Raw genomic sequence first — 26,557 nt, forward strand, 5'->3', positions numbered from 1 at the left:
AATAAGCCCCAACCACAAAGACAACCGTCGCCGCACCGCACACGGCGCCGAAGAGAAAGTTGGCCATTACGCTACGTGCTCGATCAGGTCGCCGACGGTGATGAATTTGGTGTCGTCGGGGATTTCGATGTCGAACGCCTTCTCAAGGTCCAGAATGATTTCGTAGACGTCAAGCGAGTCGGCGTTGAGGTCGAGGACCAGACTGTCGGTCGTTTTCACGCTCGCAAACGAGACGCCAAGTGCGATTGAAACGATGCGCTTGACTTGGTCTTCGGCGCGTTCTGAGGTTGTGGTGGGCATTTAAAACTCCTAAGGCAAACAAAATGGCGAGCCGCCACAGACGCCGTTGTAGGTCTCATCGGGATCTACTTCACCTTCGACATACCAACCGGTATCGCCGTTTTCCATTGCTTTGATGCTGACGTGATCTGTTTTTCCGCATCCGTAGCACCGCAGCCAGATTTTTTCGTCGACTTCAATGGGCGCGTCCTTTCCCTGCTCCGTGAACCATGCTCCGAAGTCGCGCATGTCAACCTCACATCAAACAAACGCGGCTTAGATCGACGGTGCGCCGATAGACGTTCTTGTTCAGCCAAGGAACCCACGTGTATTCGTCGTAAGCGTTGCTGCCCAGAAAAATCCAGTTATGCAGGGCATTCATGATTTACTCCTGTGCGCCGAGGCGCGGGGTTAAAACACGCTTTCGTACTCTTCGGCGACCAACCGCGCCTCGCTCACTTTCACGCTCAGCTTCGCTTGCTGCTTCGCGCCGAAATGTGGGGTGTACTTGCTGCGGGATACCAGAGCCGTGATTGGCGCAGGGCGCTTATCGAAACCCATGATCGGCTGAGCGCGCTTCGCCAGAATCTCTGCCCGTGTGCGCTGTTCGTGTTTCTTGCTCATTTCAATCTCCAGTAAGTAGTAGTGCTAACGTCATCAATGAGAGCGGCGCTCTGGTTGATGTTTGGTGCAGTTTTTCGTGAATAACGCTGCGGCCGGGGCACTCTCGCGATCCCCTTCGCCAGAACTGGCCTCCACATGGAGGTAACGTCAGATCCAACACGGCGCTTCGTAGCTTGTATCGCTCCACGCCGCACAACGCCATTCACGAAAAACTGATTCGCAGCAGCCATGCAACTCCCGGTGAACCGGCTCATGGTCTGCTGCGGTACATATCGATCCCTCTGCGGTTCACTAGCCGAACCCCCGCGTTGGGATAGCCGTCATCTTTCATCTTCATGGGTGACGGGTGAGCCATGCGCCTAGCCACTCTTGCGAGTCATCGGCGTGCCCGGCTTTCGGCCGGCTGGTATCTCGAAACAAGTTTTTAAAGAACTTCGCCAGTCCGGCTCTGCCGGGGCGGGTGCTATTCGCACTGCGTAGCCCGATGAAGGGCTAGGCGCTGAGAACAGTTAGTCTTTCGTGGTGAGCCCGAGAGCGCGGCGCAACTCCATCACGCGGCCCGTGTATCCCTCGCCGAGGAACCCATCGAGGATCGGCAGCAGACGTTGTGCTTCGATGTGACGGTACGGTGCTCGTGCATTCAGGTCCGCACAGGTCGCGACAATGTCTCGAATATCTGAAAACATCTGCGCGTAGTGCGCGGCAACGATCATCTTTTCAGCGATAACATTCGGAGCCTCGGCCAATCTCAGTTCAACGTCGGTGTCCAGAACCTTTGACGTTGCAATATGCGTGAGATCGGCGCGACCAAACTTCTCGATCGTTTCCAAGGTTGCCTTGCTGATATAGATCTCGCTCATTTCTCTCTCGGCTATTAAGTGCTGCCCTGCGACTTACGCTCTGACGGGTTGTCCGCCCCAGCCGCGCACGGTGGATCCGTTACAGATCAAACGGCAGTTCGTACACGGCAAAGCCTTCTTCGTCGAAACCTTTGAAAATCGGCTGCTGTTCCATCGTTCGTCTCCTGGTTCGTTCGGGGCGGGGCTGCTGTTTCGCGGCCCATGGAGAGAAGCATAGATCAAAATGATCTAGCAAGACAAGCTATTTGATTTGTCGCAGAGCAAATAGATTTCTATCGGAAGTCGATTACCGATAGCACTCTAAAAGGCGGACGTAAAAAATCCGGCGCTAAGGCCGGATGCAGAGTGGGGTTATTGCTTGGGGGTGTATTTCGAGATAGCGCGCGCGGCCATCAGGATGTGATACGAGATTTCGTCTAGCAACTTGTCGGGGAGGGTGGTTCTCAGCGCCTGGTCTGCTTTCTTCGGTGGGGTATGCGTTGCTCTATATGTGGTTAGGTCAGTGACGGCATTACTTCTTATGCTTTCTCTCATGTTTGGGCCTCGGAGCTGTGTCAACGCGTGGGCCCAATAACTGATCTGTTTCCGCCAGCATCTGAGTCCGCGCGGAGCCAGTCTGCAATTCTTCATACGCTGCGGAAAGGTAGAGCAAACCCCTAGTATAGGCGAACGTTTTGAGTGCCAGATCGCCAACAGAATCCAGTTGGACGACACACGCGATCAACTTATTTGCTTCGTCGCTAAGAGCGTTGTTTGCCCCGCTAATCAACGCTTCTAAAGCATTTTTGTTGTGGTCGTTGTCCAGCCAGCCTTCTTCCTTCCCATAAGCCGCTTCGATTCGCCGAGCTATGTCATCACCGATGCCGCGCGTAGCTGACGGGCCGATGATCTGGTTCGCTTGCTGGCCGGACATCGGCTTATCAGAGACGTCACTGAGCTTGCGCGCGAAGTCGGCCGGCCCTGCGGAGGCCAGTGCGCGCGCGTTCTCGTAGCGGACTTCCTTACAGGTTTTCATGATTGTCAGGGTAGTCTCGACGATCATTTTGATCAACGCTCAAAAAGATTTGCTTGACCAAATCAAAATGATCTATCATGAGGCATGAACCTCAAAACCTACTTCCAGACAACGAAGCCTTCCGAGCGCGATGAATTCGCTACCAAGCTCGGTGTGGCGGTCGGCTACTTGTATTTGTGTGCGCGCGGGACTCGAAAGCCCAGCTCGGACTTGTGCAAGCGGATCGTGAAATTGGATTCGAGATTCACGCTCGCGGAACTTAGGCCGGACATCTGGGGTAACGGAATTATCGATTCGATCGCTACTTCCGACGATACACAACCGCCTGTTGGCGGCTCGAACAAGACCCGCAAGATGGCAAGGATGGAAAAGGCCGCTTAACCTGCGGCTCTCGTTATAGGCGATCAGCAGTCCTACGCTGCCGCCGCCCCGTTGGCTCTGGGTCGTTCCCCTCGTGGCGATCTGGCTTGCAGCACTCTCGGGTGCTGCTCTTTTATTCAGTAGGTGGTTGTAGGCGGTTTTCATTTTTGTTTGATCGGTGAGACCCTTCGCGGTCTCTTTATTTGGCCCCAATAGCGACGCTCAACGACACTCATTTCAAATGCCATCCAATGAACGTCACCCATCCAACGACCTCGATCTGCAGGTCAAACGCCCGCTCAGGCCCACCAGCAAAGAGGATTGGGCTACGTGGACGAGCGAGGCGAAGGTTATTGCCGACACGCTGAAGAACAGCGGCCTGCAGGACAAATCCGTCGCGCTTGAGATTGGTATAGATGCGGCGCTCTTGTCGAAGGCTCAGTCGGGGCAGGCGCGCTTGTCCGAGCTGCACATGGATTTGCTGATGGACGCCTGCGGTAGCGAGGCATGGCTCCATTACTGGTTGCTCAAACGCGGGTATGACCCGTCATGTCTGCGTCGAATCGAGAGTGATCTCGAACGCGAAAACCGGCTCTTGCGCGAAAAGATCGAATCGCTGGAAACGGAACGGGAAGTTGAACTTCGTCTTTTTTCGAAACTTCGCGCTGCCGCCTAAAGGTCGCGCCAAAAAATCAGGAGATACCCCATGCAACAGCTCGACCTCACAGGAATGCCGAAGAAATTTGCTCCCGGCGAAGGCAACAACGGCATGTTTGGCTATGACGGGAAGTGCACCGACATTGCGCTTGCGAAAGACGACGCCGACATGATCGAGCGTTGTTTTAAAAACGACTTCATCGATTTCGACACGAAGATGTTCACTGGCTGTTCGATCACCCATCACGCGAAACGTGCGGCACCGAAATGCTATCAGCGCCTTGTGAATCTCGGCTTCCCGAAGGCCTAAAGGCATCCCGTGAGCACAGCCCTCCATTCCGATTACGAGTCCTTCATCGCCAGCAAACAGTTGGCCGATGTGCCGACGACACCGAAACGTGCGCGTATTTCTGCAGGCGATGTGTTTGGGCGCCTGACGGTGATTGCACGCGCCGAAAGCTCGAAAAAGTACGACTACCGGTGGTCGTGCCGTTGCGAGTGCGGCGGAGAAATCGTCGTTGCCGCATGCAATCTGCGAACCGGCAACACATCGTCGTGCGGATGCCTTCGCCTAGAGCGTTTGCGTGCGGCCACATCCACGCACGGCGAATCCGGCAGTCGCGCATATGGAATTTGGAGCGGCATGCATTCGCGGTGCTCGAATCCGGGCAGCGACGACTTCGAGAATTATGGTGGCCGTGGGATTTCTGTTTGTGAGCGCTGGAATTCATTTGAAAACTTTCTTGCGGACATGGGCCGCCCTGCATATGGAATGACCATAGAGCGCGATGAAGTGAACGGCATGTATGAGCCGAATAATTGTCATTGGGCTGGTCGCAAAGAACAAAACCGGAATAAGCGCACCAACCAACTTCTGACCTATCGCGGCGAAACGATGTGTCTGGTCGAGTGGGCTGAGCGGATCGGCGTCGCCTATTGGACGTGCCATGCGCGCCTTCGTCGCGGCTGGACTGCACAGCAAATCATTGAAACGCCGGTCGGAGGCAATCGATGAAATACGAAGAATTCATTGCGTCGAAGCAAGTCGCGGACATTCCGACCGGCTTCGATTGTGAGATCACTGTTGGCCCCATGTACGAGCATCAGGCCGCGTGCACTAAATGGGCTTTGAAACGCGGGCGGTCTGCGCTGTTTCTCGACACAGGATTGGGCAAAACGCTTTGCCAAGCTGTGTGGGCTCAAAAGGTCTGTTTGCATACGGGCGGCAATGTCATCATCGCCGCGCCGTTGTGCGTCGCTCAGCAGACGGTCGAGGAAGCCGCGAAGTTTGGCGTCACGATCAAGTACTGCCGCCATGACAGTGAAGTCGAGGACGGCATCACGATCACGAATTACGAAATGCTTGAGCACTTCGAGTTGGGATCGTTCGTTGGCGTGGTGTTGGACGAGTCGAGCATTCTGAAAGGGCATTCGAGCAAGACACGCGCTTTCATCACTGAAGCGTTCCGCCGTACGCCGTACAAGCTCTCATGCACCGCGACGCCGAGTCCGAATGATTGGATGGAGCTCGGCAATCAGGCGGAATTCTTGGGCGTTATGACTGCAGTCGAGATGCTTTCGACGTTCTTCACGCATGACGGCGGCGATACCGGTAAGTGGCGTCTGAAGGGCCACGGCAAGGTCAAGTTTTGGGAATGGATGGCGACGTGGGCAATTTGCATTCGGAGCCCGACTGATCTCGGTTTCGACGGCGCGCGCTACATTCTGCCGCCCTTGACGCTGATGGAGCACGTTGTTTCGAGTCAGGAATTGCTCGAAGGGCAGTTGTTCGCGATCACAGCGCAGACGTTGACGGAGCGCCGGCAGGCCAAGCGCGCCAGCCTCGCCGATAGGCTTGAAGTAGCTGTGCGACTAGCGCGTGAGTCAGATGGCCCCTACATCATCTGGTGCCACCTGAATGATGAATCGGAAGCGCTTGCCGCGATCCTCACTGATGCTGTTGAGGTAACGGGATCAATGACCGCAGATGAGAAAACGCGCCGAATCATGGATTTCACGCACGGCAAGGTGCGCGGGCTTATCAGTAAAAGCTCCATATGCGGATTCGGCATGAACTGGCAGCACTGCCGGCAGATGATTTTCGCCGGCATGGATGACAGCTTCGAAAAGTATTACCAAGCCGTGCGCCGATGCTATCGGTTCGGCCAAACGAGACCGGTATCAGTTCACATCATCACCGCCGACACCGAGGGCGCAGTTAAAGACAACATCGCGCGCAAGCAGGCTCAAAGCGATGCGATGGCTGAAGAAATGGTTGCGTACATGCGCGACCTCACCAAAAAACAGATCCAGGGCGCGACGAGCGGGACCGAGGCCTACCGGCCGGCCGTTCCTCTCGCGATTCCTGAATGGATTTTTCAAAACGTGGAGCGCGTATGACGAACGTGATTGGTCAGGAAATCGCCGACCGGTTCAGCGTGTATAACGCTGATTGCGTCGAGCTCGCAAGATCATTACCGGACGAGTCGATTGATTTCTCGGTATATAGCCCGCCGTTTGAATCGCTGTTCGTATTCAGCAATTCAGAGCGCGACATGGGGAACAATGCATCGAGCGCAGATTTCTGGACGCATTACCGGTTTCTCATTGCCGAGCACATTCGCATCATGAAGCCTGGGCGTCTCGTGGCGATCCACTGCATGAATCTGCCGACCTCGAAAACTCGTGACGGCTATATCGGGCTGAAAGACTTCCGCGGCGAAATTATCCGTGCCCACCAAGAAGCGGGGTTTATCTACCACTCTGAAGTGTGCATCTGGAAAGACCCGGTAGTGGCGATGCAGCGCACCAAGGCGCTCGGCCTCCTTTATAAACAATTGCGCAAAGACAGCGCCATGAGCCGCCAGGGCATTGCCGATTACCTTGTGGTCATGCGCAAGCCCGGCGACAACCCGGAGCCTGTCACGCACACGCATGAAAGCCTGCCGGTTGATCTGTGGCAGCGCTACGCATCGCCGGTCTGGATGGATATCAATCAGACCCGAACGCTTCAGTACATGAGCGCACGGGAAAGCGACGATGAGCGCCACATCAGCCCGCTGCAGCTCGACGTAATCGAGCGCGCTATCGACTTATGGACGAACCCGAACGATCTGGTCTACACCCCGTTCCTCGGTATAGGCAGCGAGATTTATTCAGCTCTGAAGATGGGCCGGCGTGGCATCGGATCGGAACTCAAGCCCTCCTATTTCAAGTTGGCTGTCGAGAACTGCAAGAGTGCCGTGGTCGATAACCAGGTCGATATGTTTTCGGATGCTGCTTGATAGAACGTAGAGCGCAAGTTTAAAGCACGCAGCAGTAACGGAAAGCATTCAATGAGCGACGAGGAAAAGGTCAAGGTTTGGATGCCGCTTTTTATTGGCGCGTATCTGGCCGACACGCAGCGTCTTAGCACCGAGCAGCACGGGGCTTATCTTCTGCTGATTATGGATTACTGGATGAATGGCGCGCCGGCCGACGACGATGAAGACCTCGCTCAAATCACCAAGCTTCCGCTATCCGCTTGGAAGAAGGCGAAAGCGAAGATCATGAAGTTCTTCACGTTGATAGATGGAAACTGGCACCACAAACGGATTGAGCAAGAACTCAAGGACGCGAAGACCCGAAAGGAGAAATCCAACGAAAAGGCCAAAGTTGCGGCCGAAGCTCGGTGGACTAAGCATCGCGCTAAGCAGTCCTCAGAGAAAAGCTTGGAGGATGCCACAAGCAATGCTCCAAGCATGCTCCAAGCATTGCCTGAAGAAGTGCTTGAGTTATGCCCTATACCTTTACCTTTACCAACACCTAAAACCGAGGGTACTAACCCCGTCTTAGGTGACTGTGAGGTTGTTGGCGAGCGAGAAGGCCCAATACGCGCGGTAGACCTTTCGGTCGTAATGCGGGTGTTCAGCATTGATGCCAGCCCTGCCGATCCACGCCTGATCGCCTTGGCTGAGCAAGGCGTCATGCCGGACACGGTTAGAGCAGCTTGCGAGGATGCAAAAAAATCCAAGCCAAACGAGCGAATCAAGCCCGGGTACATCGTTTCGATCTTGGAGCGATGGGCGTCAGAGGCCGCAAGAGTAAAGGTTGGTGGCGCTGCTGCGCCGTCACGGTCAGGCGCACAGAAATTTGATCCAGTCGCCTACGTAAATCGAAACCGAGTCAACGAAAACCATGAACGCACCGACGACATCATCGACGTTTAAACATTCCGTCTGGCTGACGGAGCATCCGAAGCTCGGCATTTCGCTGATGGACCATCTTTTCAATCGATTCGATGGCGCTTACCCGAATCGCTGGCGCGCCGCTTTTGCCAATGAGCACGCTATTGCCAATTGGCGCGAGTCGTGGGCGGAGGCGTTTGACGAAGAAGGCGTTACCACGCAGATGGTTTCGGAAGGGATTCGGGCCTGCCGGAAAATGTACGACTGGCCGCCATCGATCGCGGAATTCCTGAAAGCTTGTAAGCCGCCGATCAACATCGACGCCGCCGTGTACGAAGCAATTGAACAGATGCGCGCACGGCAACATGGCAAGGATGAATGGTCGGACCCGGCGATCTACTGGGCGGCTGCGAAGGTTGGCGAGTACGACATTATCAGCCAGACGTTTTCGCAATTGAAGCCGCGCTTTGAATCGGCGCTGAAGAAAGTCCTTCAGGGTGAAATCCTTCCGGTTCCAGTTCGCATCCCTGCGTTGGCGGCTCCAGGCGCTGCTGTATCGACCCGCGAGTACGGGCGACAACGCTTGCAGGAATTGGGCGCGTCCGCTGCGTTCAAGCGCGAGCCGAACGGCGCAAACATTGGGTGGGCGCGAAAGATTCTCGAAGAGGAGCGCGAGACCGGCAAGGTGCCGCTCAACAAACTCCGCATCGCGAAGGAAGCCATTTTCAATGTGACGGGGAAGGAAGCGTGAAATACGCCGCTAAAGCCGATGCCAATCAAAAGCCCATTGTCGCGGCGCTGCGCGCTCTCGGCGCCAAGGTAGCGACGACGCATGCAATTGGTCAAGGGTTCCCAGATCTGGTTGTCTCGACCGCCGATGGGAAGCGGACATTTTTGCTCGAAGTGAAAGACCCCGACCAGCCGAAGCACCGACACGAGCTCACGCCAGCGCAGAAGGATTTTCACGCTGACTGGACGGGCGAGATCCATATCGTTTTCACGGTCGAGCAGGCAATCGAAATTTTGATGCGAGGACATCATGAAGCGTTTTAACTCATGGAGTGAAGCCGAGGACGCTGCTCTCATCGAAATCTGGAAAAGCGCGGGCAGTCTCGCGAAATACCTTCATTTATTGCCGGGGCGTTCGCGCAACGCAATTGAGAAGCGCGCCGGATCAATTGGCCTTGGTCACCGGATTGCGTGGACGCCCGAGCAGGACGCTTTACTTCGTGACATCTGGGTGAACGGCGGGCCGATCAAGCTTCACGCTCACCAGTTTCCGAGCCACACCGTGGGCGCGATTGTCGGCCACGCTTATCTAATGGGGCTCGGGAAAAGACCAAATCGCAGGCGCGGCATTGAATCAGTGTGCTGGAAACTGATGAGGCAGGAACTTAAAAATGCTGATCGTGCATGCATAGAGCTTGCCGAGTTAGTGAATCTCAATAGATCCGGAGTCTCCAAACATATGGCGGCTCGCCACGAGGCTAAAGAGGTTCACATCTGCAAATGGAAGCGCCTGAAAGCCAGCGGGAAGCATGTGCCCGTGTATCGGCTGGGTGCTGGCGTCGATGCACCGAAGCCGCCGCCTATGTCCAACGCTATCAAGAATCGGAAATATCGGGACGCGCGAAGGGTGAGAGATCTTCTTTTGGGTGAGCCCGTCGATTACAACCCGTTCGCTATAGCGGCTGGCGCTATCACAGCGCCGTCGGCCGCAACTGGGCGCATCTACCGCCAATCCATGAGCATGAAAGATGACGAGGTGATGGCATGAAAATCTACATCAGCGGTGCCATAACGGGCATCCCGAACTTCCGCGAACAGTTCCAGAGCGCGGCCGATCTCCTGAATGCTCAGGGGCATGAGGTCGTCAACCCGGCGCTCTTGAAACTGCATGCACAGGCAACTTGGCAGGACTACATGAGGCGATGCGTCGTGCTGCTTTGCCCGTGCGACGAGATCTACATGCTACCGGGCTGGGAAGCCAGCCGTGGTGCAAAAGAAGAGCGCCGCATCGCCAAGATGCTTGGCATACCTGTTCAGTACGCGGATGAAGCGCAAGCATCTGCTGCCGCCAGCGGTTCATCAGCGCTGCCCGTGCAGCAGAGAGCGGAGGTGGTATGAGAACTTACGGTTCGGCGTTGCGTGAAGCTGCTGTCGGAATATTCACCGGCCCGTGGACAACAGGATTCTGGACTGACATGTGGAGCGCGCTTACGGAATTTGGGTGGCAATTGTTCGTGCTGGCGATGTGGCTGCTCAGCGTCGTGACCTACCCGGTCTCTGTTTTCCTGATCGCGTGGCTGGTCGTTTATTCGGATGCCAAAACTGCCGAGGCGCATCGAAAAGCTGATGCGGAATGGTTCAAGGGCATGCACCGAGGATTTGAAGAATGAATGATGACGCACAAATCAACATTTTCCGTTGCCTAGATTGGATTCGCGACAACGCCGCGCCCTACGCGCAAGCCAAGGCTGATCGCATCTACCTTGAAAACTTCCGCAAGAGCAAGAAATCGCTGTGCATGCGCGACGCGGAACTGCACGGGCACAAGACGGCCGCCATGCAGGAAAGGGAGGCGTATGCCGATCAAGAGTACATCGGCGTACTGGAAGCGCTGAAGGCCGCAGTCGAGAAAGAAGAAACCCTGCGCTGGATGATGGTCTCTGCCGAGGCGAAGATCGAATGCTGGCGGACCATCGAATCAACCCGGCGCGCTGAGGCGAGGACGCTATGAAAACCGCTCTCTTAACCGCCGCTCTTATCTCCCTGACGCTGGTTTGGCCGTACTGGGTCGGCGGAAGAACGCGCGGGAACGTGACTGCGTGTTGCGTCTTGGTGCCGTGGCTGGCGTTCGCTTTTGGGTGGTTTGCGAAATGACCTACTTGCACATTTCATGGGCCGGACCTGATCGTTTCATCACTGACGCGAAGGGTAAGCGCTGGAAGTTCGAAATGCACCGTTACTGCGGCCCCATCGTTCTCGGCGCAAAGGGCGATCCGCTTGATAAACAGCCTGGTGATAAGTCGCCGTTCTGGCACGCGGTGACTCGTTGGGCGCAGGGCGGTCATCGGCTTGATGAGAGCGGTGAATGCATCTGGGAGGAAGAGCCGCAGCCGATCCTTGAGCACATCATCGGCAAGCACTATCGGGTGGTTGGATGGACGGGAGGTAAGCCATGAAGCGCTCAGGATTCGGCCCCCGGAAAAGCTCACTCAAGCGATCGCCCTTCGCTCTCGCCACCGCCAAGACGCAGATGAAGCGGACGGCGATCAAGAAGAAAGGTCGCAAGGCCGCGACCGCCGTCGAGAAGCGCCACATGGACGCCGTCTGTCGCATGGGCTGCATCGTGTGTCGCAACCTTGGATTTGGCGAGACGCCGTGCGAGATCCATCACGTGCGGTTTTTGGTAGGCGGCGGGCAGCGTGCAGGGAACCTTGACGTACTTGGACTTTGTCCTCCGCACCATAGGTTAGGAGGCTACGGAGTTGCTTACCACGCAGGTCCGGAGGTTTGGGAAGAGAGCTTCGGCACCGAGCGCACATTGCTAGAGCAGACGAAGCGGGAAACGGGACTTGTTGAACATAACGAACTGGAGGAAGTGTGATCGATCTTGATGAATTGGAGCGGCTGGCGAAGGCGGCGCAATGGGTGCCCGGGGTATCTGATGATTTCCTCGTGGCTGGTGATCTTGAGGCGCGACTAGCATTTAGGACTGGCGTCACGCCTACGGATGTCCTCGCCCTAATCACCGAACTCCGCACTCTGCGCGACCAACGCCACGAGCTGGCCGGTGTCGTGGCCGACGTTGAGATGGGCCGAGGCTTCGACGGTATCTGCATGAGAACGATCAAGCGCGTGATCGGGGTGCTGGGAGGTGCGGCATGACTGTCTGCGCATGTATGGGGCCGCTACGCGGCGACCCGTATTGCTACTGCGAAATGCATCGGCACGGACTGACTCCAACGCCACCTTCGGCCGAGGAAGTAGCCAAGTTGAAAAGCGTCTTGACCGAGGTATTTGGATGGCCTTCGGTGACGTGCCTATCGTGCGGCGCCAAGGGTAGCACGGCTCTAACAATCCCCTGCGGACATTAGCGATGGCCTACCTAGCCTGCATCCTAACCGGCATGGTCCTCGGCATTTTCGCCTGCGCTCTGCTATGCGGCGTAATCCTCTCCTTCCGCCCGACCCCGCCAACAAAGTATCGAAGGCAGAAGCCGCCAGAGGTGGCGCAAGTGCCGGTATTGGAGGCGGGCATCGTGGCTTATCAGTTTCTTGGGGTTACTGGTTTGGAGGATGACTAAAAAGCTATACGCGCAAGATGAATAGTGGTAAGCAGTGCTGAATTTTGCTAGAATATTGTCAGTCGATTTTCGGGTTCGCTTAACGCTTCGGAGCATGCAATGACGAGTTTTGCTGGATTTCGTAGGCGTGAGGCGCGAGCCGTCAACAGTGGCAATTTGGAGTGGCGCGATACTGGCCCGACCGACGTTGACTACATCGCCGCGCGTGGTATGTCACGGGATTCACTCGGCGCTCTATTGGAGAGCCTGAAGTGGGGTAATCGGCATCAGGATTACGGGCAGTCCGTCAAGCTGCTTTCTGAGCGAGTCCAGCAACGCACGCGGCGCGGCGTTTATCTCCCGCTCGTGCATGCCGCGATCCATGAATGGCTGGATGACTCGTGCCGACGGTGCACGGGGAGCGGTTTGCAATTAGATAAGCGCACGACGAGCGTGCTGGGTCGACCCAGTTATGCGACGTGCGCGAAATGCAACGGGACTGGCGTTCACAACCACACAGATTATGAGCGCGCGAGTCTCGCGAAGCTCCAAGCTGGCGCATGGAAGAAACACGAGAGCGACTATGAAGGTATCCTTCAGTGCCTTCGCGGGGCCGTCGCTGCGCATCGGGTGGGGGCAATGGCAGCGTTTGGCGAGCGGGAAGGGATATTCGCATGACTACCAACACTCGTACCTATGTCGATGGACGGATCAAGAGCGGCGATTTGCCTGTGCATCTTGACGTCAGCAGCGAGCCGTACGATGACGATGCGCCGCCGGCTGTCGTGAAAATCACAGTGAAGCCCCGCGACGCCGACGAGATTACCGATACCCACGGACTGCGCAAATTCCTGCTCAAGCAGATGGTCGCGGCGGCTAGAGGCGAAATCGATACCGAGCGCACGAAGAACGTCGTGGCGATCGTGCAGCAGATTTACCAGGCGACGAAACTTGAGCTGGAGGCCGCGAAAATCCTTCAGGACGGCACTAAGAGCATTCGGGCGATCGACCTGATCGAGTCGGATGATTGAGTGCCCGGACTACGGCGACCCGGTTCTAGTGCCGAGCGGGTGGTACTCGACGATTTCGAGTTCTCAGGTAATAAGGTGGAGCGGTGAGTTTCGAGAAGTCCACGGCCCTGACATTCCGATGCCCTGCGTGTTGCGTGGTTCACGGCACTGCCGCATGGCTAAATGGCGCACTCAAAGCGACTACGGCCACGTCGTCATCGACCGGTACCTAAGGATGAAGAGGGTCACCCAAGTCGATCCCGAAGAATGGAGAAGCTGGTGCTTTAAAGTCCTATTTCCTATGTGTTACCGGAAAACGTGGTGGCACGGGCAGCGCAGCCTGAGAGATATCTATGGCCGCGTGTGCGACTGGATGGTCATTATCGAAGGCGAGTTCATTCCGGTCTACGATAAGACGCGCATGGCGAACGTGAAGAAATTAGCAGGCGTAATCAACAAGATGAATAAGATGGAAAAATCTCTCTCAACCCCTTGTAAACCCTGAAGAATTGATTTAGCATCTTGTCTAATCGTCCGCAGCACATGCAAATACTGTTCGCAGACAACTGACAGTAGGGCGGTAGTGTCCTAGACGACACCGGTAAAACTGAGGCGTAAGCCTTCTGCGCTCTAAAATTCCCCGAACCCGTCCTTGAGGCGGGTTTTTGCATTGGCGCATCGTATGAACCCCGAACTCCCCGCGATTATCGACAGCCTGGAAACAGACATCGACCGCCAGCGCAACCTCGATGCCGCGCTCAAGGTGTCCATGCTCGCGAAGCTGGACCGGATTCGCGCAATGGTCCGTTCGGAGAACGCGCTTGACCGTCTGGCCGAGAATGCGCAGGAGCTTGGGTTGGGGTATTGATTCACGCTCGCGCTGTCAGCTACGGTCGGCGTGGCAGCTTAATACGGATAGTGCGAGCACCATCACGCATGGCGTATGCATCACCTGATTTGACTCGGAGAGTTGCCGAGACGCCAACCGTGAAGGTCGACAGCGCTCTGGATCGACCCCGCGGCACCTTGCTAATAGCCTCGGTGCCTGGTGAGGCTTCACCAACACGGGAACCGCCAGAGCCCCGCGCAGGACGCGCTAACGCCGTCGCTTGTAGCGCTTGCCTTCAACCTTTTATGGGGTGCCGAATCTGGACCGCGCGTGATGCTAGCGATAACGGCGGTCTGGTTAGTAGGCTTGGAAGCGCTTCGGCGCGAGTCAAGGTTCGAATCCTAGTCACCCCGCCAGAGTCTCCTCTCAGGTCACCCCGGCCTGTTTCCTCGGTTTCGGCCGAGGCTCTTTATTTCGCGCAGACCCGGCGTGGCCGCTTCGCCTGCAACGGGTACAGGCCAAACGCCGCTGCCCGGTCAAGCTGGACAGTGACCGTCAACAACGCCAGCCGCGCGCTACGTGTCGCTACCGGATACCTTTCTCCGGGGATGGGCGGCGGGAGCGCGTAACACCTCATTTGATTGGACGCAGCAATGGGCCGTAAATCGAAACTCACCGAAGAGCAGTGGGCGCAGGTAAAGGTCCGCTTGCTCGAAGGCGAATCAAGACGTGCCATCGCCAAAGAATTCGGTGTCTCCGAATCATCTATCCGCGAGAAGGTTTCCGCGCAGGTCGCGGAAATAAAAATTGTTGCGAATCAGATAGTTGCGACTGAGCAAGCACTAAAGGCATTGCCGATTTCCGCGCAGGTTTCCGCGCACAACCTGGCAGCTAGATTGCGCGCGGTAAGCGACCATTTGATAGGGGCCGCCGAACACAGCGCGGCATCTTCGCATCGGCTTTCCATCCTCGCGAACCAGCAGCTACAGCGCGTCGACGAAGTGAACCCGATGGCGAGCCCCATGGAACTGCAGGCAGTAGCATCGCTCCAGAAGATGGCGAACCTGTCGAGTGAGATTGGTTTGAATCTGTTGCGGGCCAATAAGGAAGCAGTTGATGACATCGGCCGACGCGGGGCGGAAGAGGAAGGTATTGGCGGGGCGGTTGGAAGCCCAGAAGAATACAAGACGGCGCTGAGAGAGGTGCTTAAGGAAATCTAAGATGGGCCAGCAAGCGACGCGTCTGAATGCGATTCGGGACGCATGCGAAGCAGATCATCTTTTCTTCACGCGCTACTTCTTCAAGCAACGCCAGGGCATCAAGTTTCGCATTAATTGGCATCACATCCTGCTCGCTGACGCAGTTGAGCGGGTGATAGCTGGCACAAGCAAGAACATCGTCATCAATGTGCCGCCTGGGTCGTCGAAGACTGAGACGGTGGCGATTAACCTGATTGCCCGCGGCCTCACAAAGAACGCGCGCGCACGCTTCCTGCACATTTCGTACTCTGACGACCTGGCACTGTTGAACTCCGAAACGGCGCGCGAGATCGTGCGATCCGAGGAATATCAGGAACTGTGGCCTCTCCAGATAGCGGACGATGCTGACTCGAAGAAACGCTGGAATGTGTTGATGGATGGACGCAAGGCTGGCGGCGTCTACGCTGCGGCGCTTGGCGGTCAGATCACTGGCTTTCGTGCTGGGCACATGGCTGATGGCTGGCAAGGCGCGATCATTATCGACGATCCGCTCAAGGTTGAGGACGCATACAGCAGGCCGAACCGCGATAAGGCTAATCGGAAGCTGGTGTCCACGGTAAAGAGTCGGAAAGCGAATCCTGACACGCCGATCATCGTCATCATGCAGCGCCTAGCTGAAGAAGATCCAACGGGCTTTATCAAAGCCGGCAAGGTTCCTGGCGAGTGGGAGTTCATCAATATCCCCGCGCTGATCACTGACGACTACGTTGCTGCTCTCCCCGAGCACATTCGCGGATTGGTCGAGGTTGGTGAGCGCGACAAGGACGGTCGGTTCAGCTACTGGCCATATAAAGAGCCGCTGAAGGATCTTCTTGAGTTGGAGATTGCTGACCGTTTCGTTTTCAGTGGCCAGTACATGCAGCGGCCGTCGCCTTTGGGCGGTGGCATCTTGCGCGGCAGTGCGTTCAGACGCTACTCAGTCGTGCCGCAGTTGCGCTACCGGAAGATCTATGCGGACACCGCACAGAAGACTGCTGAGCGCAACGATTACAGCGTGTTCCAGTGCTGGGGCTATGGGCTGGATGGGGGCGCCTACCTGCTTGACCAGATTCGTGGAAAGTGGGAAGCGCCGGCGCTACGTCAACGCGCGATGGACTTCTGGAATAAGCATTCCGCGCTGAACTCGAACCAATACATGGGGCCGCTTCGCCTGATGAAGGTCGAGGACAAGGCTAGTGGAACCGGCTTGATTCAGGACATCCGCGCATCGGGCGGAATACCGATTGAAGGCATAGAACGCAATCGGGACAAGCTCTCGCGCGTGATGGATGTCGTCAGTTATATCGATTCCGGCTACGTGCACGTCCCCGAGCATGCCGAATGGGCAAGCGACTTCATCAGCGAGTGCGAGGCCTTCACGGCTGACGACACGCACGCCCATGATGACCAGATTGACCCGATGTGCGATGCGATAAACGACATGCTAGCCGGCGCGAAGGATCTCTCTGTTTGGGCCAAATTGGCTGGATAACTCTGCTCAATGCTCGCGCCTCTGAGCGCAAGGAATAACTCAGAATGTCGCGGAAAAGAGCAAATCAAGCTGCTCCCAAGCAGTCCGTCCAAACCAATGACAGCTTTGCCAATTTTGGCGCGAATGTAGGCTGGGGAACGAACAATCAGTCGTCTGGCTCGATCTACACGCTTTCGTATCAAAGCCGAAATCGCATCGCGCTTGAGGCTGCATACCGCGGTAGCTGGATCGTGCGCGCGGCCGTCGACGCAATGCCGGAAGACATGACCCGGTGCGGCATCGAGATGTCCGGGATGGATCCTGAAGACATCAGCCTGATCGAGCGCGACATGATGCGCCTAGGTATCTGGGACGCGCTGTGCGACGACGGCAAGTGGGCCAACTTGTACGGCGGCTCGCTCGCTGTGATGCTCATTGAAGGCCAGGATCTTTCGACGCCCCTCCGAGTTGAGACTGTAGCCAAAGGGCAATTCAAAGGCCTGCTGATTCTTGATCGCTGGATGGTATCGCCGCCAGTCGGTGAGGTTGTGACGGAGTATGGCCCTGACATGGGCAAGCCCGTCTTCTACAACGTCATCGCGGATTATGCAGCCATTCCGAAAGCAAAGATTCACTACTCACGCGTTATCCGCCTGGATGGCATGGACTTGCCGTTCTATCAGCGCGTTTCTGAAAATGGCTGGGGTCTGTCTGTTCTGGAGCCGATGTGGGATCGACTGATCGCATTCGATAGCGCAAGCGTCGGTGCCGGTCAACTGATTTACAAAGCGCATCTGCGCACTATGACGATCGAGGGGTTGCGCGACGTTATAGCACTCGGTGGTCCCGCTCTCGCCGGCCTGAAAGCGCAGATCGAATTCACGCGTCTCGCTCAGACCAATGAGGGCATGACGTTGGTCGACGGCAAGGATAAGTTCGAGTCGCACACCTACACGTTTGCTGGTTTGTCGGACATGCTTACGCAGTTCGCTCAGCAACTCTGTGGGGCACTCGGAATGCCTTTCACCCGACTGTTCGGGCAATCTCCGACTGGTCTTAGTGCCACGGGCGAAGGTGAGATGAAGCAGTGGCACGAGAAGGTGAAGCAGCAGCAAGAACGCCGGCTTCGTAATCCGGTTCACCGCCTCCTCTCGGTCATGTCTATGTCGACGCTTGGAAAGCCGCTCGATGATGGTTTTCAGTTTGAGTTCCGTAGCCTCCAGGAAATGAGCGAGGCGGAGAAAGCGGAAATAGCCACCAAGAAGACGGCGGCAGTCGTAGAGGCTGTTGACGCGCAGTTGGTGAAGCCATCCGTCGGCATGAAGGAATTGAAGGCGTCGGCGCCAGTCTCCGGGTTGTTCGGAAACATTTCGGACAAAGACATTGCCGAGGCCGAGAAGTTGGAGAAAGAGGCTCCTCCGCCAGAACCCGACGAAAACCCGCCTGATATCCCGAAGAACCCGACGAACGATTCATTCTTCAAGCGGTTCATGAAACGCTAATGCTGACCATTGACCGCAAGCGCGAACGGGAACGCAATCCGGTTCGGACCAAGCGCGCTGAGTTGCGGTACGGGTCTCAGTTGCGCAAGGTGGCCGAGCATGTCGGCGCGATTGTGCGGCCGTTCACCCCTGGCGATATGAGCCAGGTGCCGACGATCACGAACCTGCTCGACGCGTATTCATCCATGCTGCGCAATTGGGCGATTCAGACTGCCAGCAACATGCTGATGGACGTAGCGCTGCAGGACAAAAACGCATGGATGGAGCATGCGAAAGACATGTCGCGAGGCATTCGCGAAGAGATTCGCAACGCGCCTACTGGATCAGTTTTGCGAGCACTTCTCGAAGAACAGGTCGGACTGATCCAGAGCATTCCGCTGGATGCGGCGCAGCGGGTTCATCGGCTAACGCTTGAAGGGCTGGAGAATTCGACCCGCGCATCCGAGATAGCAAAAGAAATCCTTCGCACTGAAGACGTCACGAAAAGCCGCGCCACGCTGATTGCGAGAACGGAAGTGAGCCGGAGCGCAACAACGCTGACGCAAGCAAGGGCGCAGTCGATTGGCTCGCCTGGGTACATTTTCACGACGTCCCATGATTCCAATGTGCGCCCGTCGCACAAAGCCATGGACGGAAAGTTCGTTGCATGGGATGACCCGCCGACGCTGGATGGCCTCACCGGACACGCTGGTTGCGTTCCCAACTGCCGATGCTGGTGCAAAGTTGTTCTTCCCCGATAGCCCGCCCCGAGCGGGCTTTTTTACGCCCAAGGCTAGCTGATGGCACTCCCCGATTTTGTATTCACTGGCGAAGCGGTCATCGCCGCGAACGGTGTATCGCAAGTAGTTGCCGTTCCGGCGACCGGCACGCCGACGCAAGTCATTCTGACCAACCTCGGGCCGGCGGTGGCCTACGTCGGCTATGGCGCCACGGTCACGGTTGCCAATGGGCACCCGCTTGTGCAGAACGTGCCCGTCACGCTGAACCTCAATGCGAATACCAATCTGTCGTTCATTACGACCGGAGATCCCGCAGCAGTTCGCATTAGCGCCGGGAAGTGATGCATGACGTGCCAATGCGATTCTTGCAAGCGGACGCGAACGAACGATGCTGTAACGGCGTCGGGATTCTTCTCCACTGAACAACTCGGCCCCAAGCAGTCTTTTACTCCCGAAGGCTATTTGCTTTGCGAAGAGGTGCCGATCGCTCGTACCGGTGTGCAGGACTACGCCGAGATGGAGCTTGAAGGGATCGATGGTAAGGATGGGGTGATTGAGGTAGAGCGCGATGAAGATGCGGTGTTCGATCCTGAGACGATTGCAAGCTTTCTCGGCAAGCCGGTCACCCTGAACCATCCCAATGATCCTGTCACCCCCGACACATGGTCCTACCTTGCGAAGGGAACCGCGCACAACGTGCGGCGCGGCGAAGGCGAGCAAAGCTACCTGCTGCTCGCCGATCTGCTGATCACCGACAAGGGCGCAATCAACGAGATTCGCAATAACGGGCTGAAGGAAATCTCCTGCGGCTACGACGCCGAATACGAGCAAATCGCGCCTGGGCGGGCGCGTCAAGCGTCCATTGTGGGAAACCATGTGGCGCTTGTTAAGAACGCCCGCTGTGGCCCTGTCTGTAGTGTCCAAGACAGTTCAAAACTTTTGGGAGATTTCCCCATGGCAGCAAAGAAGGCTGTGCAAACGTCCGGCTTGATGGACAAGTTGCGCAAAGCGTTTATGACGCGCGATACGGACGAGTTTGAAAAAACCTTGTCCGAAGTGAAGGATGAGGATGGCATGGAAAAGAATGTTCCTGACATTCATATCCACATGCCCGGCGCGGAAAAAGGTGCGGACGAGGCAACCAAGGACGAGTCCGAAGCTGATCCGATGGCAAAGTGCATGGCCGCTATCGAATCGATCGCACAGTCTGTGGCTGCGATCGGCGAGCGCGTCGGCAAGCTCGAATCTGGTAAGACCAACGATTCCGAGGAAGAAAAGAAAGAAGAAACCAAGGACGCCGACGGCGACGATGAAGAGGGTGACGGCGACGACACCAACGATTCGGACGAGTCCGAAGAGAAGAAGGAAGACGATAAAAAGTCGACCAAGGACTCTGCCGCGTTCAAGGACGAATTCCAGGATGCCAAGGCACGCGCCGAAATCCTCGCTCCGGGCGTGAAGCTTCCGACGTTCGACTCGAAGGCTGAAGGCAAGAAGACTGCGGATTCGCTCTGTGTGCTTCGCCGCCGCGCCCTGCGCGCTGGCCTCGAAAACGGCAACGGCGAGCTCGTGCGCGCGATCGTCGGCGACTCGGACGTTTCGAAGATGAGTTGTGCCGCGGCGAAGATGGCTTTCCATGCGTCGTCGGAACTCGTCAAGCAGAAGAATGCACGGCCGTCGAATCAGACCAACGATTCCAAAGTCGAGCAGAAGAAAGACCTCAACCAAATTCACGCCGATTTCTGGGCGAACCGTAAGTAAGGAGCCGACATGCCTTCGTTGCAAGCTTATACATTTCGCATGCCGGCTGGTTTCGCCGGTGACCTTCAGCGCGCCGAGATCGCTACGATCGAAACGCAGCAAATCAACTCCGCCGCTCCGCCGACCGTGTTCGGTGTAGCCGTCAAGTTGGTGGGTGGCCTCGTCACGCCGATCAACAACTCGGCAGACACCGCGGCCCTGGTCTACGGTATCAATCTGCGCGCGTACCCGATTCAAGGCAACGGCAGCGACCCGCTCGGCACGTCGACGCCCCCGACCTCGGGCGTGACCGACGTTCTCAAGCGCGGCTATGTGGACGTCTCGCTTGGCGGCACGACTGCGGCAGCCAAGGGCGGCACGGTATATGTGCGCGTCGCAACTCCTTCAAGCGGTAAGCCCCTTGGTGGTTTTGAGGCAGCGTCCGACACGACCAACACTGTGGCGCTCCCGTCGAATACGTACTTCACCGGCCCCGCCGATGCGTACGGGATCACGGAAATCGCGTTCAACATCTAATCCCGGCGCATAACAGCGCAGCACAGAGACCCGCTTCGAGCGGGTTTTTGCATTTCTGGAGCATCAAAAAATGGACATGTCTGTTCAAAAATTCCTCAAGCGCCGGGAAATCGCCGAGGCGTCGCGGAAAGCAATCCGCCGCTTCACAGCCGACGAACAATTCACCTACGACCGAGCAACGGTTGACTCGACCGGCGTGTTTCTGGTCGGGCAACTTGAGCGCCTGGATCAGACTCTCAATGAGCCGCTGGTCGAATTTACCTGGTCGCGCGACATCGAGATCCGCACCGACGTTTCGCCGGCTGATGAAATCGCATCATGGACGAACTCCGCGTTCGCCATGTCGGGCGGCATCAACCCGGGCGGCCTGAACTGGATCTCGAACGAAGGCAACGCAATCGCCGGCCCGTCGCTCGATATCGGCAAGACGCCGCAACCGATGCGCCTCTGGGGCGCTGAAGTCAAGTACACGGTGCCTGAGCTGGTGAAGGCTCAGAAGCTCGGCATGCCCGTCGACGCGCAGAAGGTTGAGGGCATGAACCTCAAGCGCAACATGGACTTGGATAACATCGTCTATTTCGGCGATTCGAGTCTCGGCTTTACCGGCTTGGTGAACTCGAACAGCTCGGTCGGTAGCTTCCAGAACGTCGCAAACGGCGCTGCAAGCACGCCGCAGTGGACCACCAAGACAGCGCTGGAAATCCTGAAGGACGTCAATGAAATCCTGACGACTGCATGGTCTGCGTCGGGCTGGAAAGTTCTTCCCGACACCTTGCTGCTGCCGCCTGCGCAATTGGGCTATGTCGCCAGCCAGCCAGTCAACCTGGCCGCGCAAGAGACGATTCTTGCATACATCATCAAGAACAACATCTGCGCCCAGCAAGGCCAGCCGCTCAAGATTTTGCCGCTGAAATGGCTGATCGGCGCGGGCGTTGGCGGCACGCCGGGCACGCTCGGCACGGTCGACCGCATGGTGGCGTACAACAAGAGCAAGAAGTACGTTCAGTACCCGATGACGGAACTGCAGCGCACGCCGCTTGAGTATCGCTCGCTGTTCCAGATCACCACGTACTGGGCGCGCTTTGGCCAGGTGGAATTCCGCTATGGCACCACGTTGGCCTATCGCGACGCGATCTAAGCGGGCCGCGCCGGGCGCTGTAATATAAGCACTCGGCGCATCACCAAGGAAGGATCATGGCACGAGTAGCCAAACAGGACTTCACCCTGACCCGCGACGACTGCCGGCCGCTGTATTTCGTGACCGGACAGGATATCCCGGCTGAATACGAAAACCATTGGTTCGTGCTGCACCATACAGACGAAGCGCCGGTTGCCGATGTAGAAACAGACGAAAAACGCAAGCCCGGCCGCCCCGCAAAGGCGTAACGCATGAACCCCACTCAATTTCGTCTCGACTTCCCGGAATTCGCGGATGCGACGCAGTACCCTGACTCGCTGATCTCGTTCTGGCTTGGCGTGGCTGCTTCGCTTGTAAATGCTTCGCGCTGGATGGAGTTGACGAATCTCGGGCTCGAACTGGTGACGGCACATCATTTGGTGCTGTCGGCTCGCGACGAACTCGCCGCGGCGACGAGTGGCGTTCCCGGAGAATTGAAAGGACCGACATCGGCGAAGTCAGTCGATAAGGTGAGCATCAGCTACGACACGTCCGCTGCGACTTTGAGCGACGCGGGCATGTGGAACCTGACCAGCTACGGTGTGCGCTTCCTTGGCCTCGCGCGTTTGATGGGTGCCGGCGGGTATCAGACTGGCGGTTGGTGCGTATGACAGTAACGATTACCAAGGACCGGTTGTCCGCGGTGCTAAAGACGATCGGGGATCTTGCGAAGAAACAAGTGTTAGTCGGAATCCCCGATGGCTCCCCAGAGAACACGGATAAACCGATCACGAATGCGCAGATCGGCTACATCCAAGAGAAGGGTTCGCCGGCCAAGAATATCCCGGCGCGGCCATTTCTTGTGCCGGGCGTTGCCTCGGTGCAAGACCAATGCTTCGACAAGTTGCGCGACGCAGCAAGCGCAGCGCTCGATGGTCAGCCGTCCGGAGTGAATCAGGGGCTGACTTCCGCCGGGTTTATTGCCGAAGAGGCGGTGAAAGAAAAGATCAACAGCAATATCCAGCCTGAACTGGCTGAGTCGACGCTTGCCGCGCGCCGCGCGCGGGGCGTCACTCGAACCAATACGCTGGTGGATACGGCGGGAATGCGCAATTCTGTGACTCACGTCATACGCGATAAGTCGTAGAATCTTTGTGTGGTGAATGCGCAGGCTGATGCGCAGCCAAGGTAACGCCCTTACGTGCGGGTTGTGCTGAGAGATCCCGCCCCCAATCCGGAGATCAGTACCGGACACCACATTAAGCCCTGACCTAAAAAGTCGGGGCTTTCTCATTTCTGGAAATAGCATGCCGCTTTTAGACGTAAGTGACGTCCTGCTAGATCCAGAGTTCTTCGATTTCGGCCTCGTTTGCTACCGCAACGCGCAGACAGTCGACGGAACCGGCATCGCATCGAACACGACGACCTCAACGCCATTCGGTGGCGTCGTCACGAACAACGCTGGCGACTTGCTCGTGCGCCTCTCAGAAGGCACGCGCATCAAAGGTTCGATCACGATTCACACGAAATTTCGTCTCACTGCTGGAGCCGATGGTGTAGGTGCAGACGAAGTGACGTGGCAATCAAATCGCTACACGGTGTCCAACGTCGGCAACTGGTCGACGTACGGCGCCGGCTTCATGACAGTCAACTGTGATTTGATTCCGCTCTCAGGGGGCGCCATTGCCGGATAGCTCTACAGGCGGGTATCTCGTACCGGCCGCGCCTACGCCGCCAGTTGAGGATGCCGCCTTAGATGCGATCTTCCAGGCGATGATCGTCGGCCTGACAGGCTTGCCGGGTAGCATGGTACGGCCCCGCTGGCAGCCGGTGGTTCCGATCCAGCCAGACCCGAGCATGAACTGGTGCGCTATCGGTATTACAGATATCGATCCCGACGCTAACCCGTTCATGATGCACAACGGTGCGGGGCAAGGCTCGGACACGATGCTGCGGCACGAAGTCATCAAGTTGGCTGTCAGTTTCTACGGCCCCAACGCGATGCAGTACGCAGCACAGGCGCGCGACGGTCTGTATGTATCTCAGAATCACGCGATGCTCACGGCCAACAATATGGGCCTCGTGCGCGCGGACAGAATTATGGCTGCACCAGAGTTGGTAAATCAGCAATGGATTCGCCGGTTTGATTTCGACATCACGATTCGACGGCAAGTAGTGCGAACTTACAACGTGCTGAACGTGCTGTCGGCTGAAGGAACCGTAGATTACGACCCGCGCACCATCCCCTTCAGCGTTACCGATTAACAGTCCACACACGTTTTCCTAAGCCCGCCGCGCGCGGGCTTTTTCTATTGGGATCTCCATGACGACGAGTCAATTACCCATCTCCCGTTTGATTAACGGGACGGTGAATCTGTCTCCGAACGCGGCTCAGGCTCAGAACCTGAACACCGAGCTGATTCTTGGCTCGTCGCCCGTGATCGATGTAGTTTCGCGCATGCGCTCATATCCGAGCCTGACGGCGGTGGCCGGCGACTACGGCACGGCCGCACCCGAATACTTCGCGGCAAATGATTGGTTTGGTCAGTCGCCACAGCCGGCTTCGGTCTTGATCGGCCGATGGGCTCAGACCGCGACCGCAGCGCAGTTGTTTGGCGCGTCGCTGTCGGTGGCTGCGCAACTGATGACAGCATGGAACGCGGTTACAACCCCGGCTTTCTCGATCACGATCAACGGCACGCCTTTTACCATCTCGCCGGCCAGTTTCGCCGCGGCTACGAACCTCAATGGCATTGCGGCATTGATTCAGACCGCGCTCGCCGCGGCTGTGGCCGGAAGCACTTGCGTGTGGAATTCGAGCTTTGCTCAGTTCCAGATCACGGACGGCGTGACTGGCGTCACCTCGACGCTCAGCTTTGCGAGTGCGCCGACGGCATTCGGCAGTGTGACTTATGCGGTCAACCCGACCGCAGCGGCCACCGTCACGATAGGCGGCACAGTGGTGACCTATGTCACGGCTATTACGAGCGGCCCGCAAATCCTGATCGGCGCAACGCTTGCCATAACGCTCGCGAATGCTGTCACGTTCCTGAATCAGTCGGCAGATACGAATCTGGTCAAGGCTACCTATTCGGTGAATGCAGCCGGCACGGCGCTTCAGATCGTCTACAAGACGCCCGGCACCGCAGGTAATGCGTTCACCCTCGCAGGGTCAGTTGGAACCGTATCGGGCGCTACGCTATCGGGCGGTACTGGCACGGATATTTCGGCATTGCTCGGCATGACAGTGACTTCATCGGGCGCCTATGTGGCCAACGGCGTCGCGGCAGAATCAGCGCTGGCTGCGGCGACTCTCTTCGACAACAACTTCGGTCAGCAATGGTATGGCCTGACGATCTGCGGCGCGGCCGATTCCGATCACCTCGCAGTTGCTGCATTTATTGAGGCAACGACCAACAAGCATTTTTACGGTGTGACGACGCAAGAGGCCGGTGTTCTAGTGGCCGCAGTCACGACCGACATCGCTGCCGAACTCCAGGCGCTCGGTTTCAACAAGACCTGCGTGCAGTATTCGAGCAGCAGCGCCTACGCGGTGAACTCGTTACTCGGTCGGCAGTTGACGGTCGACTACACGGGCAACAACACCGTGATCACGCTGATGTACAAGCAGGAACCAGGCGTTCAGGCGGAGACGCTGAATTCAACGCAGATCGGTGCACTCGAAGCCAGCAACTGCAATGTGTATGTCGCCTACAACAATGGCACAACGATCATCGAGCCTGCCGTCGTGTGTTCGGGCGAATACATCGACACCATCGTCGGCATGGATGCATTCGTGATCGACGTGCAGACGGCTCTCTTCAATCGCCTCTACACCAGCACGACGAAGATCCCGCAAACCGATCCGGGGATGCATATCCTCGCGACGGATATTGAAGGCATCTGCCAGCAATACGTGAACAATGGACTGTTCGCCCCGGGCACGTGGACGACGGGCGGCTTCGGTACGTTAAACGAAGGTGACTTCTTGCCGAAGGGCTTCTACGTCTATCAGCCTCCGGTTGCGTCCCAGAGTCAAGCGGCACGCGCTGCTCGGCAGAGCGTGCCATTCCAGATCGCCGTGAAGCTCGCTGGTGCGGTCCACAAAAGCAATTTTGCAATTTCCGTGAATCCCTAATCGAGAG

At 57.0% G+C, this 26,557-nt stretch carries 40 protein-coding genes; 34 read left to right on the forward strand and 6 right to left on the reverse strand.

The window, feature by feature from the left end; translation table 11 throughout:
- Nucleotides 1–66 precede the first annotated feature (66 nt).
- The 6 genes from ACSOSP_RS28090 to ACSOSP_RS28115 form a co-directional block, all read right to left on the reverse strand.
- Nucleotides 67–300 (reverse strand): acyl carrier protein, encoded by a 234-nt coding sequence (locus ACSOSP_RS28090; RefSeq protein ID WP_455311714.1) that lies wholly within the window; start codon nucleotides 298–300, stop codon nucleotides 67–69.
- A 9-nt stretch (nucleotides 301–309) separates the two neighbouring features.
- Nucleotides 310–528 carry a hypothetical protein gene (locus ACSOSP_RS28095; RefSeq protein WP_455311715.1) on the reverse strand — a complete coding sequence of 73 codons (219 nt, stop codon included), beginning with the start codon at nucleotides 526–528 and terminating at the stop codon, nucleotides 310–312.
- 7 nt (nucleotides 529–535) lie between these two features.
- Nucleotides 536–661 (reverse strand): hypothetical protein, encoded by a 126-nt coding sequence (locus ACSOSP_RS28100; protein WP_455311716.1) that lies wholly within the window; start codon nucleotides 659–661, stop codon nucleotides 536–538.
- Between the two features lie 29 nt (nucleotides 662–690).
- On the reverse strand, nucleotides 691–903 hold the full coding sequence (locus tag ACSOSP_RS28105; RefSeq protein ID WP_455311717.1) for a hypothetical protein: 213 nt from the start codon (nucleotides 901–903) through the stop codon (nucleotides 691–693).
- 509 nt (nucleotides 904–1,412) lie between these two features.
- A complete protein-coding gene (locus ACSOSP_RS28110) occupies nucleotides 1,413–1,763 on the reverse strand; it encodes a hypothetical protein (RefSeq protein ID WP_455311718.1) in 351 nt (116 codons plus the stop codon).
- 511 nt (nucleotides 1,764–2,274) lie between these two features.
- Complete coding sequence (locus tag ACSOSP_RS28115) at nucleotides 2,275–2,805, reverse strand: hypothetical protein (RefSeq protein WP_455311719.1); 531 nt, start codon at nucleotides 2,803–2,805, stop codon at nucleotides 2,275–2,277.
- A gap of 57 nt (nucleotides 2,806–2,862) precedes the next feature.
- On the opposite strand from ACSOSP_RS28115, the gene ACSOSP_RS28120 reads away from it, so the two are divergent.
- The 34 genes from ACSOSP_RS28120 to ACSOSP_RS28285 all read left to right on the forward strand — a co-directional run bounded on the left by ACSOSP_RS28120 (nucleotide 2,863) and on the right by ACSOSP_RS28285 (nucleotide 26,550).
- Nucleotides 2,863–3,159, forward strand: a complete 297-nt coding sequence (locus ACSOSP_RS28120) for a hypothetical protein (RefSeq protein WP_455311720.1) — start codon at nucleotides 2,863–2,865, stop codon at nucleotides 3,157–3,159.
- Between the two features lie 220 nt (nucleotides 3,160–3,379).
- The gene (locus ACSOSP_RS28125) at nucleotides 3,380–3,814 is read left to right on the forward strand and encodes a hypothetical protein (RefSeq protein ID WP_455311721.1); all 435 of its coding nucleotides are present in this window, start codon (nucleotides 3,380–3,382) and stop codon (nucleotides 3,812–3,814) included.
- Nucleotides 3,815–3,844: 30 nt separating this feature from the next.
- On the forward strand, nucleotides 3,845–4,105 hold the full coding sequence (locus ACSOSP_RS28130) for a hypothetical protein (protein ID WP_455311722.1): 261 nt from the start codon (nucleotides 3,845–3,847) through the stop codon (nucleotides 4,103–4,105).
- Nucleotides 4,106–4,114: 9 nt separating this feature from the next.
- On the forward strand, nucleotides 4,115–4,810 hold the full coding sequence (locus ACSOSP_RS28135; protein WP_455311723.1) for a hypothetical protein: 696 nt from the start codon (nucleotides 4,115–4,117) through the stop codon (nucleotides 4,808–4,810).
- A gap of 386 nt (nucleotides 4,811–5,196) precedes the next feature.
- Nucleotides 5,197–6,195 (forward strand): helicase-related protein, encoded by a 999-nt coding sequence (locus tag ACSOSP_RS28140; protein WP_455311724.1) that lies wholly within the window; start codon nucleotides 5,197–5,199, stop codon nucleotides 6,193–6,195.
- A 5-nt stretch (nucleotides 6,196–6,200) separates the two neighbouring features.
- On the forward strand, nucleotides 6,201–7,079 hold the full coding sequence (locus tag ACSOSP_RS28145) for a DNA-methyltransferase (RefSeq protein ID WP_455311725.1): 879 nt from the start codon (nucleotides 6,201–6,203) through the stop codon (nucleotides 7,077–7,079).
- 51 nt (nucleotides 7,080–7,130) lie between these two features.
- A complete protein-coding gene (locus tag ACSOSP_RS28150; protein WP_455311726.1) occupies nucleotides 7,131–8,003 on the forward strand; it encodes a YdaU family protein in 873 nt (290 codons plus the stop codon).
- Nucleotides 7,972–8,712, forward strand: a complete 741-nt coding sequence (locus tag ACSOSP_RS28155; protein ID WP_455311727.1) for a replication protein P — start codon at nucleotides 7,972–7,974, stop codon at nucleotides 8,710–8,712. The genes ACSOSP_RS28150 and ACSOSP_RS28155 overlap by 32 nt, the downstream gene beginning before the upstream one ends.
- On the forward strand, nucleotides 8,709–9,014 hold the full coding sequence (locus ACSOSP_RS28160) for a hypothetical protein (RefSeq protein WP_455311728.1): 306 nt from the start codon (nucleotides 8,709–8,711) through the stop codon (nucleotides 9,012–9,014). Before ACSOSP_RS28155 ends, ACSOSP_RS28160 begins: the two co-directional genes overlap by 4 nt.
- On the forward strand, nucleotides 9,001–9,738 hold the full coding sequence (locus ACSOSP_RS28165; RefSeq protein WP_455311729.1) for a hypothetical protein: 738 nt from the start codon (nucleotides 9,001–9,003) through the stop codon (nucleotides 9,736–9,738). The genes ACSOSP_RS28160 and ACSOSP_RS28165 overlap by 14 nt, the downstream gene beginning before the upstream one ends.
- Nucleotides 9,735–10,088: a DUF4406 domain-containing protein gene (locus ACSOSP_RS28170; protein ID WP_455311730.1), complete on the forward strand. Its 354-nt coding sequence runs from the start codon at nucleotides 9,735–9,737 to the stop codon at nucleotides 10,086–10,088. Before ACSOSP_RS28165 ends, ACSOSP_RS28170 begins: the two co-directional genes overlap by 4 nt.
- A complete protein-coding gene (locus ACSOSP_RS28175) occupies nucleotides 10,085–10,360 on the forward strand; it encodes a hypothetical protein (protein WP_455311731.1) in 276 nt (91 codons plus the stop codon). The genes ACSOSP_RS28170 and ACSOSP_RS28175 overlap by 4 nt, the downstream gene beginning before the upstream one ends.
- The gene (locus ACSOSP_RS28180) at nucleotides 10,357–10,701 is read left to right on the forward strand and encodes a hypothetical protein (RefSeq protein WP_455311732.1); all 345 of its coding nucleotides are present in this window, start codon (nucleotides 10,357–10,359) and stop codon (nucleotides 10,699–10,701) included. Before ACSOSP_RS28175 ends, ACSOSP_RS28180 begins: the two co-directional genes overlap by 4 nt.
- A 139-nt stretch (nucleotides 10,702–10,840) precedes the next feature.
- A complete protein-coding gene (locus ACSOSP_RS28185; protein ID WP_455311733.1) occupies nucleotides 10,841–11,146 on the forward strand; it encodes a hypothetical protein in 306 nt (101 codons plus the stop codon).
- The gene (locus ACSOSP_RS28190) at nucleotides 11,143–11,571 is read left to right on the forward strand and encodes a Ref family recombination enhancement nuclease (protein ID WP_455311734.1); all 429 of its coding nucleotides are present in this window, start codon (nucleotides 11,143–11,145) and stop codon (nucleotides 11,569–11,571) included. The genes ACSOSP_RS28185 and ACSOSP_RS28190 overlap by 4 nt, the downstream gene beginning before the upstream one ends.
- The gene (locus tag ACSOSP_RS28195; RefSeq protein WP_455311735.1) at nucleotides 11,568–11,852 is read left to right on the forward strand and encodes a hypothetical protein; all 285 of its coding nucleotides are present in this window, start codon (nucleotides 11,568–11,570) and stop codon (nucleotides 11,850–11,852) included. Before ACSOSP_RS28190 ends, ACSOSP_RS28195 begins: the two co-directional genes overlap by 4 nt.
- 628 nt (nucleotides 11,853–12,480) lie before the next feature.
- Entirely contained in the window at nucleotides 12,481–12,927 is a 447-nt protein-coding gene (locus tag ACSOSP_RS28200) for an antitermination protein Q (protein WP_455313697.1), read from the forward strand.
- Entirely contained in the window at nucleotides 12,924–13,280 is a 357-nt protein-coding gene (locus tag ACSOSP_RS28205) for a hypothetical protein (RefSeq protein WP_455311736.1), read from the forward strand. Before ACSOSP_RS28200 ends, ACSOSP_RS28205 begins: the two co-directional genes overlap by 4 nt.
- 154 nt (nucleotides 13,281–13,434) lie before the next feature.
- On the forward strand, nucleotides 13,435–13,764 hold the full coding sequence (locus ACSOSP_RS28210; RefSeq protein ID WP_455311737.1) for a hypothetical protein: 330 nt from the start codon (nucleotides 13,435–13,437) through the stop codon (nucleotides 13,762–13,764).
- Between the two features lie 177 nt (nucleotides 13,765–13,941).
- Nucleotides 13,942–14,127, forward strand: coding sequence for a hypothetical protein (locus ACSOSP_RS28215; RefSeq protein WP_455311738.1), 186 nt, complete (start codon nucleotides 13,942–13,944; stop codon nucleotides 14,125–14,127).
- A gap of 614 nt (nucleotides 14,128–14,741) precedes the next feature.
- Entirely contained in the window at nucleotides 14,742–15,308 is a 567-nt protein-coding gene (locus ACSOSP_RS28220; RefSeq protein WP_455311739.1) for a helix-turn-helix domain-containing protein, read from the forward strand.
- Nucleotide 15,309: 1 nt separating this feature from the next.
- Nucleotides 15,310–16,818, forward strand: a complete 1,509-nt coding sequence (gene terL / locus ACSOSP_RS28225; protein ID WP_455311740.1) for a phage terminase large subunit — start codon at nucleotides 15,310–15,312, stop codon at nucleotides 16,816–16,818.
- A gap of 44 nt (nucleotides 16,819–16,862) precedes the next feature.
- Nucleotides 16,863–18,299: a DUF1073 domain-containing protein gene (locus tag ACSOSP_RS28230; RefSeq protein ID WP_455311741.1), complete on the forward strand. Its 1,437-nt coding sequence runs from the start codon at nucleotides 16,863–16,865 to the stop codon at nucleotides 18,297–18,299.
- A complete protein-coding gene (locus ACSOSP_RS28235; RefSeq protein WP_455311742.1) occupies nucleotides 18,299–19,039 on the forward strand; it encodes a phage head morphogenesis protein in 741 nt (246 codons plus the stop codon). The genes ACSOSP_RS28230 and ACSOSP_RS28235 overlap by 1 nt, the downstream gene beginning before the upstream one ends.
- A gap of 39 nt (nucleotides 19,040–19,078) precedes the next feature.
- Nucleotides 19,079–19,360 carry a hypothetical protein gene (locus ACSOSP_RS28240; RefSeq protein WP_455311743.1) on the forward strand — a complete coding sequence of 94 codons (282 nt, stop codon included), beginning with the start codon at nucleotides 19,079–19,081 and terminating at the stop codon, nucleotides 19,358–19,360.
- Between the two features lie 3 nt (nucleotides 19,361–19,363).
- Nucleotides 19,364–20,779, forward strand: coding sequence for a DUF2213 domain-containing protein (locus tag ACSOSP_RS28245; RefSeq protein ID WP_455311744.1), 1,416 nt, complete (start codon nucleotides 19,364–19,366; stop codon nucleotides 20,777–20,779).
- A gap of 9 nt (nucleotides 20,780–20,788) precedes the next feature.
- Nucleotides 20,789–21,295 (forward strand): structural cement protein Gp24, encoded by a 507-nt coding sequence (locus ACSOSP_RS28250; RefSeq protein WP_455311745.1) that lies wholly within the window; start codon nucleotides 20,789–20,791, stop codon nucleotides 21,293–21,295.
- A gap of 70 nt (nucleotides 21,296–21,365) precedes the next feature.
- The gene (locus ACSOSP_RS28255; RefSeq protein WP_455311746.1) at nucleotides 21,366–22,433 is read left to right on the forward strand and encodes a DUF2184 domain-containing protein; all 1,068 of its coding nucleotides are present in this window, start codon (nucleotides 21,366–21,368) and stop codon (nucleotides 22,431–22,433) included.
- A gap of 56 nt (nucleotides 22,434–22,489) precedes the next feature.
- Nucleotides 22,490–22,681, forward strand: a complete 192-nt coding sequence (locus ACSOSP_RS28260; protein ID WP_455311747.1) for a hypothetical protein — start codon at nucleotides 22,490–22,492, stop codon at nucleotides 22,679–22,681.
- A gap of 3 nt (nucleotides 22,682–22,684) precedes the next feature.
- Entirely contained in the window at nucleotides 22,685–23,083 is a 399-nt protein-coding gene (locus ACSOSP_RS28265) for a DUF4054 domain-containing protein (protein ID WP_455311748.1), read from the forward strand.
- The gene (locus ACSOSP_RS28270) at nucleotides 23,080–23,559 is read left to right on the forward strand and encodes a hypothetical protein (protein WP_455311749.1); all 480 of its coding nucleotides are present in this window, start codon (nucleotides 23,080–23,082) and stop codon (nucleotides 23,557–23,559) included. The genes ACSOSP_RS28265 and ACSOSP_RS28270 overlap by 4 nt, the downstream gene beginning before the upstream one ends.
- Before the next feature lie 160 nt (nucleotides 23,560–23,719).
- Nucleotides 23,720–24,106 carry a hypothetical protein gene (locus ACSOSP_RS28275; RefSeq protein WP_455311750.1) on the forward strand — a complete coding sequence of 129 codons (387 nt, stop codon included), beginning with the start codon at nucleotides 23,720–23,722 and terminating at the stop codon, nucleotides 24,104–24,106.
- The gene (locus ACSOSP_RS28280; protein WP_455311751.1) at nucleotides 24,096–24,677 is read left to right on the forward strand and encodes a phage neck terminator protein; all 582 of its coding nucleotides are present in this window, start codon (nucleotides 24,096–24,098) and stop codon (nucleotides 24,675–24,677) included. Before ACSOSP_RS28275 ends, ACSOSP_RS28280 begins: the two co-directional genes overlap by 11 nt.
- 58 nt (nucleotides 24,678–24,735) lie before the next feature.
- Entirely contained in the window at nucleotides 24,736–26,550 is a 1,815-nt protein-coding gene (locus ACSOSP_RS28285; protein ID WP_455311752.1) for a DUF3383 family protein, read from the forward strand.
- The last annotated feature ends 7 nt before the right edge of the window (nucleotides 26,551–26,557 follow it).

It is taken from the genome of Caballeronia sp. KNU42, from assembly GCF_053760385.1.